This is a genomic window from Hyphomicrobium sp., from assembly GCF_041674905.1.
Lineage (GTDB): Bacteria > Pseudomonadota > Alphaproteobacteria > Rhizobiales > Hyphomicrobiaceae > Hyphomicrobium_B.
Window position 1 is genome coordinate 12,069 of record NZ_JBAYUV010000020.1, and the last position, 13,241, is coordinate 25,309.

Here is a 13,241-nt window from a genome sequence, read left to right on the forward strand (position 1 = left end):
GTAAATGTATTTTACATTCACATAGGTGGGACGGCAAGGGGCGGATTCAAGGGCGGCCGACGAATTTTTCGGATCTTCGGAAAGAGAGCCGTTCAGGCGGGCTTCGGCCGCGCACCCAACCCATCCAGATAAATCAGCACCGCCGCGTCGAGCAGGTCTTCCGGGCTCATCGGAATGGGACGGCGGGCCTCGTCGCCGCGCGCGAACAGCGACGCGATGCCGTGCGCCTCGGCCCAAATGTGCAGCGCCATCATCATCACGGGCGGACGCTTGCCCTCGGGCATCGTCGCGATCAGCGCCGAGCACGCATCGCGCAGCACGTTGAACGCCCGGTCGCCCGCGACGTGCAGATCCGGAAACGCCTGGAACGACAGCCCCGATTCAAACATCGCCGAATATTGCGCCGGCTCCGCGCGCGCGAAGCCGAGATAGGCGTGTCCCACCCGCTCGAACGCCTTGAACGGATCGGGCGTGCCCTTCGCCCAGGCTTGCGAGAGCTTCGCCTCGAACTGCTCGAACGCCCGGCGCGCCACGTCCGCCATCAGGGAATCGCGATCGCGATAATGCCGGTAGGGCGCCGCTGGACTGACACCCGCCGCCCGCGCCGCTTCCGCGAAAGTGAATCCCGCCGGTCCCTTCGCGGCAATCAGCTCCAGCGCCGCCTTCATCAGGGCTTCGCGCAGGTTTCCATGATGATAGCCGCGCCGCGCTCCTGGCGGCGGATCGTGATCCCAGGTCATGAGCGCTTCTAGAGTGCTTCCGGAAAAGTGGGAACCGGTTTTCCGGTAAGAAGCACGATCAACAAAAGGCTAGAGCCTTTCCGCAGTTCCACCAAAATCAGAAAGGCTCTAGCGGATTTGCTGCGCGCCTGCACGCACGCCCACGCTGGCAAGCAAGCGTTATTTGCAGATGCGCATCAAGCCGTCGCGCCCGTGATGGGCAAGATCGAGATGGAAATGGTCGGCGTGCAGCCGGTTGTATTTCGGACTGAGCACCGTCGTGAAATACTCGCACGAGCCCTCGTGCACGCGCCGCAAAAACGCCTGCTCGCGATCCGAGCCGTTCCAGCCGCGCAGCACGCTGATCGTATCTCCGTTCGCAAGCCTGAAGCCGCCGATGTCGACGGCATTGGCGTAGGCGTGCTCGGAAATCTGTGCGCCTTCGACACTATTCATCGGCCTGCAGGAATAGGAGGCGAGAACTTTCAGTCCCGCAAGCTCCTGTCGAAAGTAATAGCGTGCCGCAGGCTCGACGACGTTCTTCACCCAGCTATCGATCTGCGGGATCATCGGACAGCGCAGCGATGCGGAGGGTTCGAGTGTCACCCGGCCGTTATCGGCAGCCAGCATCTCGAACGGAATTTCAGCGCCACAGACACTCGGACCGCCAAGCGCCGAGCGGGCGCGAACGAACGCCGACTGGCGGACGACGCCGGAGGCAAGGCACGCGCGTTCTTCCGGTGAGCGCCAGGGATCGCTTTTGACAACGAAACTCGTCCCCGTGGTGCCGCAACCCGACAAAAGCGCCGGGCCGGACAGCAAAAGGACAATCAGCGGAGCGAAAACGCAGATACGACGCAAGACCATGACCGGCCAAGTAAACGGAGGTAACGTTAACCGAGAGTAAAGAAGCGCCCGCCCGGCACGCAAAATCCCAGATTTTTCAGGCTGATTCTGGCCGTCGCGTTGTCAAAGCAGAGGCAAGCAAGCCGAATCTGGCGGCGCGCCCAACCTGTGACCGTCAAGGTGTGGACGGCAAATTAGCAAAGTTATCCACAGTTCACTCTATCCCGACATATCTCTGAAATCCCACCGTCATCGAGCCCCGCTATTGGGCATCTGCTCCCGTAGGCGCTGCCGGCCGGATATGTCCCGCGTACCAGCCCGGAATGCGCCGGTTTCACGTTCTTCGATCGGATTTGTACCGCGTACCGATCCGAAGACGTGTGAAGGAGCGCACGGCCGAGAAAATACCGCGAGACAGCCCGCGTCTCGCGGCCATGTGCCCTGGCGCGCTCGATGTCTGGCCTTGCCGCTTCCCTCAGGCGCAGGCTCGGGCAACGGCCGCCGGGGCAATCATTTATTATTGGCCGCCGCCGAGCTGCTTTCGAGAGACTGGCCGCCTTCCAAAAATGCCAGAACCTCGGCCTTGAACGTTCGGTCTCCGACGGCCCGGTTATGGTCTTTCCCCGCCATCGTGATGGCCCGCGCGCCGGGGATGATCTTCGCAAGTTCGTCCGCCGATCCGCCGATGACGTCGGTTTCACCGACCGCCACGAGAACCGGGGCCGAAATCGACGCGGCCATCTCCGCCGTGATCGGCGCACGCGCCGAGCGAATGCACGCCGCAAGCGCTTTGAGATCGCTTTTCGTCTGCTCGGCAAAGGCGCGGAACGTGCGCGCGGTGGGATTGGTCACATCGTCGATGCTGTCGGCCTCGAGCGCCCGCGCGATCGGCCCCGTCCCGGCCATGCCCCGCACCATATTGATGCCGAGCCCGCCGAAAACGACATGATCGACGCGATCGGGATGCGCCAGCGCCAGGAATGCGGCAATGCGCGCACCCATCGAATAGCCGATGACATGCGCTCGCGTGATGCCGAGATGGTCGAGCAGCCGCCGGGCGTCTTCGGCCATCAGCGGGGCACCGTAATCCGTCAATTCGTGGAGCTGCTGACTGTGCCCGTGCCCGCGATTGTCGAAGGCGACGACGCGGTATCCGGCCTTGCGGAGAAAATCGACCCAGCCCGTACCGCCCCAGTTCGTCTCGACGTTTGACGCAAAACCGTGAATCAACAACACCGGCGGCTTTCCCGTGCCTTCGCCAGTCTCGCCGCCAGTATCGAGGTAAGCGATCTCAACGCCCGCGCTGTCGAAGTGCTTCATGCCGTCGCTGCCCACTCTCTCGAAGGATGCGGTATCTCCCCTACCATCATCGGCGTCCAGAAGGTATGGTGCCGCCGCAAATCTCCAATTCACTAAAGGGCGTCGCATGGCCGGAGCACTGATCCCTCATTTCGCAAACGACGTCGGCGCCGAGCGCATTTTCGTCGGCGTCAAGGAATTCAACTGCATGGGCGCACGCCCGCCGTTTGACCATCCGCACATCTATCTCGACATGGGACAGGACAACCAGATCCTCTGCCCCTATTGCTCGACGCTTTATATCCACGATCCGCGCCTCAAGGCCGACGAAAGCGATCCGAAGAACAGCCTCGTCTCCGACGCCGCCTGATTGAGCGATGCGCCCCGCCCCGCACATCAGGCACCGCAACTGATGAGCGAAAAACTTTTTCGAGTCGCGATTGCAGGCGGCGGCATCGGCGGCATCGCGACGGCGCTCGCGCTGGCGCGACATGGCATCGCGTCGGACGTTTACGAACGACGCGATACGTTTCCTGAAGAAGGCGCAGGCATTCAGATCGGGCCGAACGGCACGCGCATCCTGCAACACCTGGGCGTCGCGGAACGTCTGCAAGCCCACGCGGCGACACCGGATTGCCTGAGCGTTCGCGACGGCAAGACCGGCCGCGAGCTGACACGCCTACCGCTGGGCGCTTGGATCGCGGAGCGGCACGGTGCGCCCTATTGGACCGCGCACCGCAGGGATTTGCACACGGCGCTTCGCGCGCAGGCCGAAGCCTCTCCGCTGATCGAGCTTTGCACCGGCGTCGAAATCACTTCCTTCGCCACCGACAGCGACGGCATCGGAGCAACCGGCACGCGCGGCGAAACGCTAAACGCCTCGGCACTCGTCTGCGCCGATGGGCTCTGGTCGAACCTTCGCAAGAAGATCGCACCCGGAGCCGCACCGCAGCCGGTCGGCAAAGTCGCCTATCGTTGCGTCATTCCGGCTGGCGACCTCGCTGCCGAATTGACACCCAACGCCGTCCACATCTGGCTCGCGCCCGGCGCTCACGTCGTCCACTATCCCGTCAACGCCGGACGCGATATCGCCCTCGTTGTGATCGCCGACGACACGTTGCGCGAGCCGGGATGGGATACATCGGCATCAAACGAAGCGGTGCGCGAAAAAGTCCGCGAGTATGCGCCTCCCTTGCAAGCTCTCGTCGCCAAGGCGAACAACTGGCGCTGCTGGTCGCTCTACCAGATGCCACCTCTAGAGCGCTGGTCGAACGGCCACGCGACGCTACTCGGAGATGCCGCCCATCCGGTGCTGCCGTTCCTGGCGCAAGGCGCCGTGCTCGCACTCGAAGACGCGGTGACGCTGGCGGCGGCGCTGGCAGACCGTCAAAGCACCATCGAAACCTCATTGCAAAATTATGAGCAAGCGCGCCGCCCGCGCGCCCGCCGCGTCGTGGAGGCATCATACCGAAACGGCCGCATCTATCATATGGCAGGTGCCGCAGCCCTTGCGCGCAACACGACGATGCGCCTCGCGCCACCCACGCGCGTAATGGCCGGATTTGACTGGCTCTACGGCTGGAGATTTTGAGCCATGCTGCTCCGGCTCGCCTCTTTCTTCTCCCGGCGTTCCGATCTCGTGACGCTCGGCGCGCAAGGCGTCGTCGTCAACGAAGCCTCCCAGGTTCTGTTGATCCGTCATGGCTATCGCCCCGGCTGGCATTTCCCGGGTGGCGGCATCGAGCACGGCGAAACCATTGACCGCGCGCTAAGCCGCGAATTGCACGAAGAAACAGGCGTGACGATCGTAAAGCCCGCACGGCTTTTCGGCATCTACACGAACTTCGACGTTTTTCCCGGCGATCACGTTGTGCTCTTTATCGTCAATCATTGGCGGCAGGATCACGTTCCCGCAGCCAATGCCGAAATCGCGGAACAACGATTTTTCGCCCTCGACAATCTCCCGAATGCAACCGGAGCGGCCACAAAACGCCGCCTCAACGAAATTTTTTCCGGCGCGGATCGTACACGAGCCTGGTAGATAGCCGCAGCTTAAGCCGGGACTGCTTCCTTGGCGGATGCAAGGGCGTTAAGAAGCAGCGATCGTCACCCCATCGCACCAAAATTAAACAGGACCCATGGATCTCCTCAGCGGCATGGTTGGTAGTTTTCTGGTCGCTTTGCCGGCGCTGTTCTCGATCGTCAATCCGATCGGCGGCGCGTTGATCTATAGTCAGGTGACCATGGGGCGGCCCCACGCCGAAAGAATAACACTCGCCTATCGCGTCGCCGTTTACTCCGCCATCGTCATGCTGGTATCGCTCCTGATCGGCGCATCGCTGATGAGCTTCTTCGGCGTCAGCATCGATGCGCTTCGCGTCGCGGGCGGACTTGTCGTCGCCGCAAGCGCGTGGGGCATGCTTTACGACCCCAAGGAGAACGAGGACCGCAAGCAGGATCACGCGGCTTCGGCTGCGGGAGAAAGCGACGTCGCCTTCTTTCCTCTCACCATGCCGTTCACGACAGGGCCGGGCACGATTTCCGTCGCCATCGCGCTGAGCGCCAGCCGCCCATCGACGACGGAAGCCCTCTTGCCATTCTACACCGGCGCATCGGGAGCCGCGATCCTCGTCGCATTCGCCGTTGCCGTTTGCTACGCATCCGCAGATCGCCTCGTGGCCCTGCTCGGACCTGCCCGTGCGCGCATTCTCACGCGGCTGTCGGCTTTCCTTCTGCTCTGCATCGGCGTCCAGATTCTGATCTCAGGCGCACAAGGCGCGATTGCAACGACCCTCGCACACCGCCACTAAGCCCCGGCTTCCCCGGTCGAACAAAATCACCTAGGGTCGCGCCCGTCAGCAGGGAGTGGACATATGATGGGAATAATCATTGCGGTCGCCGTCCTGATTTATCTCGCGAGCTCGATCCGCATCTTGCGGCAGTACGAGCGCGGCGTCGTCTTCATGCTCGGCAAATTCGCGGGCGTGCGCGGCCCGGGAATGACGCTGATCTTCAACCCCTTCCAAGCAATGCAGCGCGTCTCGCTCCGCACCGTAACGATGGAAATCCCGTCACAGAAAATCATCACCAAGGACAACGTCTCGATCGATATCGCAGCCGTCGCTTATTACAATGTCAGCGATCCCGAAAAATCCGTCATCGCGATCGAGAACGTCTACGAAGCGATCAACCAGATAAGCCAGACGACCGTACGCAAGGTCGTCGGCCGCTTTTCGCTGGATCAGCTTCTGGCTCAGACGATCGACGTCAACGATCAGATCAAGGACGTGATCGACGGGCACACCGAACCGTGGGGCGCACAGGTCACCGCCGTCGAGATCAAGGACATTGTCCTTCCCGACAACATGCAGCGCGCCATGGCGAAGGAAGCCGAAGCGGAACGCGAACGGCGTGCAAAAATCGTCGCCGCCGAAGGTGAATTCCAAGCGGCGGTGCGGCTCGGCGAAGCCGCCGACATCATCGCAGCCCACCCCGTGGCGTTACAGCTCCGCACGCTGCAGACCATGTCCGAGATTGCAACGGAGAAGAACTCGACGATCTTCTTCCCGGCGCAGTTCATGACGACCGTGCACGAGGCAATCGCAACCATCAAGCGGGATTCAGAAAGAACCTGACCAGAGAACCTGACGGCCGCACGTCAGCGACCGCCTATCCGCCGGTCACCACCAGTTGAAGAACGTCGGCTTGTTGCGATACCGGCGATCGTAGCGGTCGTAACGGCCATAACGTCCGTCGTCGTAATACTCGTAGGGATCGTCACGCATGTAAGCCGGCGCCGTTTTGCGTGGCCGCTTCTTGAGTGCGCCTTGCAGTTCGGTGCTGACCACGACGACGAAGTCCGTCGCCTTGCCCGTTTCAACGCTCAGCGGCTCGTCGGAAACGATGATCGAGGAACCCGGCCACACGTATCCGGAAATCCGCGACGCCACCTCCGGCGGAATGGTGATGCGATCGAGCGCCGCCGACGCCTGATCGGCGTCCGTTGCAGGCGGGCTGAAGTTAAGATCCGCGACACGCCGCTTTTTGTACGAGACCGTGTCCGGATCTCCCGCCGAGCGCCGGGCGATCGAAACGACTTGCCAGCGCAGGTCCTTGGCGTGTTCCGTGTAGTCGACGGCCGTGATCACATGCGTGCCGATCGGTTCGTCGGGATTGGCGATCGCGATCGGAGCGTCGAACACCGGCTCATTGGCCTGGCGAACATAAAGCCGCTGCGTCTTGCGACTGATGAAGATCGAAACCGGATACATTTTCCACTTCGCGGCCTGCATCACGGCAACGGCCGCCTTCTTGACGTCGTCGACTTTCGTCCACTCCGCCGTTGCGGCTGCCAGTTCCTTTTCCGCGGCATCGACAGCGGCTTTCACAGCATCATACTTGTCATTCACGATTTTGGCGGCGGCATCGACTTTGGTTTTTTGATCCTGCGCCCGCGTCGTTGCGGTGGGCGATTTCGCGGCAAGAAGCGTCTTATCGGCACGCGCGACCTTTGCGTCCGACGCCTTCTTGCTGGTTTCCGCACGCTTCAATTGCTTGACGGCCTTGGCATGGACGGCCTTCTTTTCGTCCACAACGGTCTTGAGTTCATCGGCTTGCGACGTCGCCGTCTGAGCCAGGAGGCTCTTTTCTGACGCGGCCACCCTAAGCGCCTGCATCTGCGCGGCGCGCGCCGGCCACTTCGAAACATCGGGCTCGAAGACGTTGAGGTCTTCTTGGTCGTTCGCGTCTCTCTCATACGTCGCCGGCACGGCAACAGCAGCCTCGGCTGCCGGCAGCGGCTTGGGCAGCAGCGAATGCGAAATCGCTGCGGGAGCCGCATCGTCATACGCGACCACGACACGCAATCCCAATCGCGTCAGGGGAAAGAGGTTTTGCGCGAATTCGTAGGGCAGGCGCACGCAGCCATGCGACGCCGGATATCCGGGTAACGCGCCGGCATGAAGCGCAATGCCCGACCATGTGAGCCGCTGCATGAACGGCATCGACGCATCATCGTAGATATTGGAATAATGCTCTTCGTTTTTCTGCAGAATGCTGAAAACGCCAACCGGCGTTTCGTAACTCGTCTGGCCTGACGATATCGGCGCGCGGATCGCGGCACCGTTGGAGTCATAGACCGAAATACGCTGATCTTTGATCGAAACGACGGCCACGACGGGCCGGCCCGCAAGGGATTGCTGCGTGACTTGCGCGTCATCCACATCGCGATCGCGAACACGATCGCGCGCATCGGCGCCATCCGCAAGACCGAGCGCAGCAGCGAAAACCAGAGTTGAAATTGCGGAATTTCTGACGCGCACCAGCGCCGACACGCTCGACATGTGTTGCCCTACCGAAGACAGGCAGGCGAGCCGCTGAAGCGTCCCAACCCCCATCTGACTTATACGTTCACACCAAGTTTACGTTCCGGCGTGCTATCCCGCCGCTGAGGCAGAAGATCACCGAAACGTGCCGGAAACTCGACATTGATGCAATTGAGATTATGGCCAGCGCGTGAAGCGACCGTTAAATTGCGTCGGTTTCGGAGCGAAATCCGGCTGACATTTACAAATTGAGCAAGCTTCGCCTGCTGCTCTGCAAAAACCGACTCATGATCCCTACATATGGCCAGGCTAAATTCCCAAAAATACTCATTCCGATCAGAAAGGCGCATCGCATGACATTGACCGCGGAAACGATCGAACGGGCCGGACATTTTGTAATCGGCGGCGATTTGCCGGTCGTGAGGCTCGGCTTCGGAGCGATGCGCGTCACGGGAGCCGGAGTCTGGGGCGAACCCGAGGACCGCGCCGAGAGTTTGCGGACGCTGCGCCGCCTACCCGAGCTTGGCATCAGCCTGATCGATACCGCCGACTCCTACGGCCCAGAGGTCAGCGAGCGCCTCATCCGCGAAGCTCTCCATCCCTATAAGGAACTGGTAATCGCCACCAAGGGCGGCCTTCTCAGGCCCGCGCCCGGAACATGGGTGCCCCTCGGAAAACCTGAATATCTTCGTCAGCAGGTCATTCTCAGCATCCGGCGGCTCGGCGTCGAACGCATCGACCTCTGGCAGCTCCACCGCATCGACCCCAAAACGCCACAGGACGAACAGTTCGAGGTCATCAAAGCCATGCAGGCGGAAGGCTTGATCCGCCACGTCGGTTTGAGCGAGGTGAGCGTCAAGGACATCCAGGCGGCGCAGAAATACTTCCAGGTCGCGACCGTCCAAAATCTCTACAATCTGGCCAACCGAAGCAGCGAAGACGTCCTCGACTTCTGCGAAAAGAACGGCATCGGCTTCATCCCGTGGTTCCCTTTGGCGTCGGGCGATCTCGCCAAGCCCGGTTCACGCCTTGAGGGCATCGCCAAGAAGCACAACGCCGCGCCGAGCCAGATCGCGCTCGCCTGGCTTTTGCGGCGAAGCCCCAACATGCTGCCGATCCCCGGAACGTCGAAGGTTCGCCATCTCGAGGAAAACGTCGCGTCCGTCGCGATCAACCTGACGGATGCCGACGTCGACGCCTTGAACGAGATCGGCAAGGCTTAAGCTGATCTGACGCTGGGCTTCACGGGAGGTGTGCGGGCGAACGAGCTTGCCATCTCCCTGAGCAGCGCACGAACCTCCGGGTGCTCGTTGCGGTCCCACTCTGACAGCATGTGCCTCAGATCGTCCTCGCGCCGGCGCAGCAGCCGATCGTAGGCGGCGCGGCCCTCGGCCGTCAGCTCGACGACGTCGCTACCGGGTTCCACCGCCATTCCCGAAGCCAGCAGCCCCGCGGTCAGCCGTGCGATCTGCGCGTCGTTGATCGCCAGCCGCTTTTCGAGTTCGACGCGAACTTCGCGGCCGCCACGTTCGGCGATACGGGCGAGCAGCCAATATTCATCCGGCTCCAGCGTGATGCCGACGCTCTTCGCCGACTCCTGGTACACACGCCAGCGATTCTCGCGCGCCGTATTGCGCTCGACGATACGGTGCAGTTCTTCGAGCGAAGTTGCGTCGCGAAGCATCTGCAGCGGATCGTTCACGGGCTCCGGAGCGAGACTTGTCTTGAGCGGCACTTCCTTGATCCCGAGCGTCAACAGAAAGCTGACAAACGCCAGCACCGACGCGGTCACGAACACCGGACGGAGCGCCTCGACGAACAGCGCGTGATAGGTGGCACGCAACGGCTCCGTAAGCCCGGCGATCGCCGAAGGATCGTTGGTGATCTCGGCCAGCTGCGGCACGGCGGCACTCAATTTATGATGCAGCGTACAGGAAAAAATGCCGCCGAACAGCGCCGCGCCGACCGCGCCGCCGATGGACCGGAACAAGGTCGTCCCGGAAGTCGCGACGCCGAGCTGCTCGTAGGCGACGGCGTTCTGCACCGTCATCACAAGAATCTGCATCACCATGCCGAGGCCGAGCCCGAGACAAAGCATATAAACGGAGGCCATATCGGCCGAGGTTGCGAGCGTCATCCTCGATAGAAGCACAAGCCCGATCGTCATTAGCGCGGTGCCTAAAACCGGAAACATTTTATAGCGGCCGATCCGGCTGATGATCTGGCCGCTCGTGACCGAGCTGACGAAAACACCGAGCATCATTGGCGTCATGTGCAAACCTGCGCTCGTCGGATCGAGGCCTTGCACGATCTGCAGATAGACCGGCATCAGCGTGATCGACCCGAACAACGCCATCCCGACGATAAACCCGACGGCGGAGGCGATCACGAACGCACGTTCCCTGAACAAGCCCAGCGGCAGCAGCGGATCCGGCACGACCGTTTCCGCAAAAAGAAACCAGGCGAATGCCAGCAGGCCGAGCGCTGAAATCGCGAACAAGCTGACCGGCGCTTCACGCGCCAGCGTCGCCCCGAGACTCGTGACGATCACGACGCACGTCAGCGTGATTGCAAGAAGTGCGGCGCCGACATAGTCGATTTCGACTTTCGCTTTCCGGCTATGCGGCCGGAACGTTCTATTGATCACGAGCAACGCTGCGAGCCCGAACGGCACGTTGATGAGAAAGATCCAGCGCCACGACATGTTGTCGACGATGAAGCCGCCGATCAGTGGCCCGAGTACTGTCGAAAGCCCGAAGATGCCGCCGAAAAATCCCTGATATCGCCCACGCTCGCGCGGCGGCACGACATCGCCGACCACCGCGATCGCGGTTACGATCAGGCCACCGCCGCCGAGTCCCTGCACGATGCGAAATGCGATCAGCTCCGGCAGATTCTGCGCGAGACCGCAAAGTGCCGATCCGACCAGAAAAATGATAACGGCCGCTTGTAGAATGAGGCGCCGCCCGAAGAGATCGCCAAGCTTTCCGTAAAGCGGCACCACCACGGTTGTCGCCAGCAAGTAAGCCGTGACGATCCAAGACAGGTGAGACAATCCGCCAATCTCGCGAACGATGGTCGGCAGCGCCGTCGAGACGATCGTCTGATCGAGAGACGCGAGCAGCAGAACAAGTGCTAACGCCCCGAAGATCGCGAGACGTCGCCGTGTTTCGCTGTGCGCATCATCGGAACTTTCCACGGTCGGACGTTGCATGCCGTCGAGGATCCTCGGAGCGATGTGTGGTTCCACCGGAAGTGAATTGAGCAAAGTTCGGAACTTGGAACCAACCTGCGATCATGCGGTTAGGCGAAAATCGGCAGCGCTGCGTAGACGACTTGCCGTAAGCCCGCAAGAGTGGCGAAGTGTGGATATTTCGCACTCTGAGCGCCGCATAAGCAACACAACTCGCTTTAAGGTAGACAGCGTGCGAGGTTCGATTGGCGCCGTAACCGCGAATATGATAGCCGAACGAAATTGAAATTCCGGAGTCCATTATGCGAGCACGGGCGGCTCAAATCGCAGCGATGGCGCTATTTTGCCTTGGCGGACCGATATCCGCGTCGGCGAGCCCAGCGCTGCTCTTTGAAATATCGACCGGAAAGGTGCTCTACTCGGAAGACATCGACGATGTCTGGTATCCCGCATCTCTGACCAAGTTGACGACAGCCTACCTTGCATTTCAGGCGATCAAGGACGGCAAACTCCATCTCACCGATAAAATTCCCTGCTCTCTCGTTGCAACGCTGCAGCCGCCGAGCAAGGCCGGCCTCAACGTTGGCGAAACACTCACGGTCGAACAGGCGCTGCAAGCCGTCATCGTAAAATCGGCCAACGATGTAACGGTCATGCTCGCCGAAGCGATTTCAGGCAGCGAAACCAACTTCATCGAGCAGATGAATGCGACCGCCCAGCGCCTCGGCATGACGCGCACGCATTTCGACAACACCAACGGCCTTCCGTCTCCCGGTCAGCTGACGAGCGCGCGTGACCTTGCAAGGATCGCCCGCGCCATCGTCACGGATTTTCCACAATACGCCAGCTATTGGTCGATGCCGGCGATGCGCCTCGGCAAGCGCCGCCTCGGCAGCCACAACGCCTTGCTCAAAACCTTTCCCGGCGCCGATGGAATGAAAACCGGATTTACTTGTGATTCCGGCTACAACGTCGCCGCCTCGGCGACGCGCGACGGCCGGCGCCTCTTGGCCATCGTTCTCGGCGAGTCGTCCGGAAATGAACGCGCCGTCCGCTCGGCTGCATTATTGGAATACGGCTTCCAGTATTACGATTGGAAAACTCTGTTCAACATGCCGACGATCGACACGCTTCCGGTCGATCCCAACGCCAAGGATGTTTTGTCGGTTCGCGACACGGTCGCAGCCACCAGTTGCGGTGGCAATCGCCATCGCGTCGCCAAGCACAAAGCGAAGGGCAAGGTTGCTTCAAAAAACAAGGCGTCCAAGAAAAAGAGCGACGCCGCCGACGAGCCGCAGGATGCAGCAGGCGACCGCACGCAGGGTTCATCCACGGCGACCAGCGCTCAACCGAAAGCTGCCGAAGCCGCGTCTCCCTGATCGCACCCGTCTCTAGACGATGAGTTCAAGAGGCTCCTGCCGATAGGTGCAGCCGGGCGGCTCGCGCGTATCCGGAGACGCGTTTTCATCTGACCCCTCTTCGCCCCCGTCATTGTCATCGCCCGGTTCGGCATTGTCGCGACCGTCGTCGTGACGGCGAGTGTCGGGCGGCGACTGTGCGCCCCCGCGCCCTGCGTCTGCCCCGCCCGTCCCAGACTCGGCCTGCGCGCGTTCTATTCCGATACGCCCCCCCGCGGCGTCCGATGCCCATACTGGCGCCAGGGCCAGCCCGAGAACCGCGCTCCCCGTCAACACGCCTAAAACAAACCTCATAAATGGCCTCTCGGATGCCTTGGCGTCCCAATGATGTCAGGCAGTTAACCTAAGTCGAATAAGGCCGCGCGTGAAGTCCACGCGATGTGGCGTCAAATTTGCTTTCCCGGCTTCATCAACCGGTAGGTAAGCCTGGAGTAGGACCACA

General features: G+C 61.4%; 13 protein-coding genes. 7 read left to right on the plus strand and 6 right to left on the minus strand.

Features of this window, described 5'->3' with window-relative positions; all coding sequences use genetic code 11:
- Nucleotides 1–92: 92 nt before the first annotated feature.
- The 3 genes from WC026_RS09840 to WC026_RS09850 all read right to left on the minus strand — a co-directional run bounded on the left by WC026_RS09840 (nucleotide 93) and on the right by WC026_RS09850 (nucleotide 2,885).
- Nucleotides 93–740, minus strand: coding sequence for a TetR/AcrR family transcriptional regulator (locus tag WC026_RS09840; RefSeq protein ID WP_372710739.1), 648 nt, complete (start codon nucleotides 738–740; stop codon nucleotides 93–95).
- A 159-nt stretch (nucleotides 741–899) separates the two neighbouring features.
- The gene (locus WC026_RS09845) at nucleotides 900–1,586 is read right to left on the minus strand and encodes an extensin family protein (protein ID WP_372710740.1); all 687 of its coding nucleotides are present in this window, start codon (nucleotides 1,584–1,586) and stop codon (nucleotides 900–902) included.
- 489 nt (nucleotides 1,587–2,075) lie between these two features.
- Nucleotides 2,076–2,885 (minus strand): alpha/beta fold hydrolase, encoded by an 810-nt coding sequence (locus WC026_RS09850; RefSeq protein WP_372710742.1) that lies wholly within the window; start codon nucleotides 2,883–2,885, stop codon nucleotides 2,076–2,078.
- Nucleotides 2,886–2,991: 106 nt separating this feature from the next.
- Between WC026_RS09850 and WC026_RS09855 the strand changes: the two genes are divergently transcribed.
- From WC026_RS09855 to WC026_RS09875, 5 genes are all read left to right on the plus strand, one after another.
- Entirely contained in the window at nucleotides 2,992–3,234 is a 243-nt protein-coding gene (locus WC026_RS09855) for a zinc-finger domain-containing protein (RefSeq protein WP_372710743.1), read from the plus strand.
- A 42-nt stretch (nucleotides 3,235–3,276) separates the two neighbouring features.
- Nucleotides 3,277–4,455 (plus strand): FAD-dependent monooxygenase, encoded by a 1,179-nt coding sequence (locus tag WC026_RS09860; RefSeq protein ID WP_372710744.1) that lies wholly within the window; start codon nucleotides 3,277–3,279, stop codon nucleotides 4,453–4,455.
- 3 nt (nucleotides 4,456–4,458) lie between these two features.
- Nucleotides 4,459–4,905, plus strand: coding sequence for an NUDIX domain-containing protein (locus WC026_RS09865; protein WP_372710745.1), 447 nt, complete (start codon nucleotides 4,459–4,461; stop codon nucleotides 4,903–4,905).
- Between the two features lie 97 nt (nucleotides 4,906–5,002).
- On the plus strand, nucleotides 5,003–5,674 hold the full coding sequence (locus tag WC026_RS09870) for a MarC family protein (RefSeq protein WP_372710746.1): 672 nt from the start codon (nucleotides 5,003–5,005) through the stop codon (nucleotides 5,672–5,674).
- A 66-nt stretch (nucleotides 5,675–5,740) separates the two neighbouring features.
- Nucleotides 5,741–6,499: an SPFH domain-containing protein gene (locus WC026_RS09875; RefSeq protein WP_372710772.1), complete on the plus strand. Its 759-nt coding sequence runs from the start codon at nucleotides 5,741–5,743 to the stop codon at nucleotides 6,497–6,499.
- A gap of 45 nt (nucleotides 6,500–6,544) precedes the next feature.
- Here WC026_RS09875 and WC026_RS09880 read toward each other — a convergent pair whose 3' ends face one another.
- Nucleotides 6,545–8,206, minus strand: a complete 1,662-nt coding sequence (locus WC026_RS09880) for a L,D-transpeptidase family protein (RefSeq protein WP_372710747.1) — start codon at nucleotides 8,204–8,206, stop codon at nucleotides 6,545–6,547.
- Nucleotides 8,207–8,541: 335 nt separating this feature from the next.
- Between WC026_RS09880 and WC026_RS09885 the strand changes: the two genes are divergently transcribed.
- Entirely contained in the window at nucleotides 8,542–9,411 is an 870-nt protein-coding gene (locus tag WC026_RS09885) for an aldo/keto reductase (protein WP_372710749.1), read from the plus strand.
- Here WC026_RS09885 and WC026_RS09890 read toward each other — a convergent pair.
- Nucleotides 9,408–11,402, minus strand: coding sequence for an MFS transporter (locus tag WC026_RS09890; RefSeq protein WP_372710750.1), 1,995 nt, complete (start codon nucleotides 11,400–11,402; stop codon nucleotides 9,408–9,410). The two genes, WC026_RS09885 and WC026_RS09890, sit on opposite strands and share 4 nt — an antisense overlap.
- 281 nt (nucleotides 11,403–11,683) lie before the next feature.
- On the opposite strand from WC026_RS09890, the gene WC026_RS09895 reads away from it, so the two are divergent.
- The gene (locus WC026_RS09895) at nucleotides 11,684–12,760 is read left to right on the plus strand and encodes a D-alanyl-D-alanine carboxypeptidase family protein (protein ID WP_372710751.1); all 1,077 of its coding nucleotides are present in this window, start codon (nucleotides 11,684–11,686) and stop codon (nucleotides 12,758–12,760) included.
- A gap of 12 nt (nucleotides 12,761–12,772) precedes the next feature.
- On the opposite strand, the gene WC026_RS09900 is transcribed toward WC026_RS09895, so the two are convergent.
- On the minus strand, nucleotides 12,773–13,093 hold the full coding sequence (locus tag WC026_RS09900; RefSeq protein ID WP_372710752.1) for a hypothetical protein: 321 nt from the start codon (nucleotides 13,091–13,093) through the stop codon (nucleotides 12,773–12,775).
- Nucleotides 13,094–13,241: the final 148 nt, after the last annotated feature.

Bases quoted from the DNA above. Each gene is read 5' to 3' on its own strand.
- WC026_RS09865 (WP_372710745.1), top strand. From the start codon at position 4,459: ATGCTGCTCCGGCTCGCCTCTTTCTTCTCCCGGCGTTCCGATCTCGTG.
- WC026_RS09850 (WP_372710742.1), bottom strand. From the start codon at position 2,885: ATGAAGCACTTCGACAGCGCGGGCGTTGAGATCGCTTACCTCGATACT.
- WC026_RS09870 (WP_372710746.1), top strand. From the start codon at position 5,003: ATGGATCTCCTCAGCGGCATGGTTGGTAGTTTTCTGGTCGCTTTGCCG.
- WC026_RS09895 (WP_372710751.1), top strand. From the start codon at position 11,684: ATGCGAGCACGGGCGGCTCAAATCGCAGCGATGGCGCTATTTTGCCTT.
- WC026_RS09855 (WP_372710743.1), top strand. From the start codon at position 2,992: ATGGCCGGAGCACTGATCCCTCATTTCGCAAACGACGTCGGCGCCGAG.
- WC026_RS09900 (WP_372710752.1), bottom strand. From the start codon at position 13,093: ATGAGGTTTGTTTTAGGCGTGTTGACGGGGAGCGCGGTTCTCGGGCTG.
- WC026_RS09840 (WP_372710739.1), bottom strand. From the start codon at position 740: ATGACCTGGGATCACGATCCGCCGCCAGGAGCGCGGCGCGGCTATCAT.
- WC026_RS09845 (WP_372710740.1), bottom strand. From the start codon at position 1,586: ATGGTCTTGCGTCGTATCTGCGTTTTCGCTCCGCTGATTGTCCTTTTG.
- WC026_RS09880 (WP_372710747.1), bottom strand. From the start codon at position 8,206: ATGTCGAGCGTGTCGGCGCTGGTGCGCGTCAGAAATTCCGCAATTTCA.
- WC026_RS09885 (WP_372710749.1), top strand. From the start codon at position 8,542: ATGACATTGACCGCGGAAACGATCGAACGGGCCGGACATTTTGTAATC.
- WC026_RS09860 (WP_372710744.1), top strand. From the start codon at position 3,277: ATGAGCGAAAAACTTTTTCGAGTCGCGATTGCAGGCGGCGGCATCGGC.
- WC026_RS09875 (WP_372710772.1), top strand. From the start codon at position 5,741: ATGGGAATAATCATTGCGGTCGCCGTCCTGATTTATCTCGCGAGCTCG.
- WC026_RS09890 (WP_372710750.1), bottom strand. From the start codon at position 11,402: ATGCAACGTCCGACCGTGGAAAGTTCCGATGATGCGCACAGCGAAACA.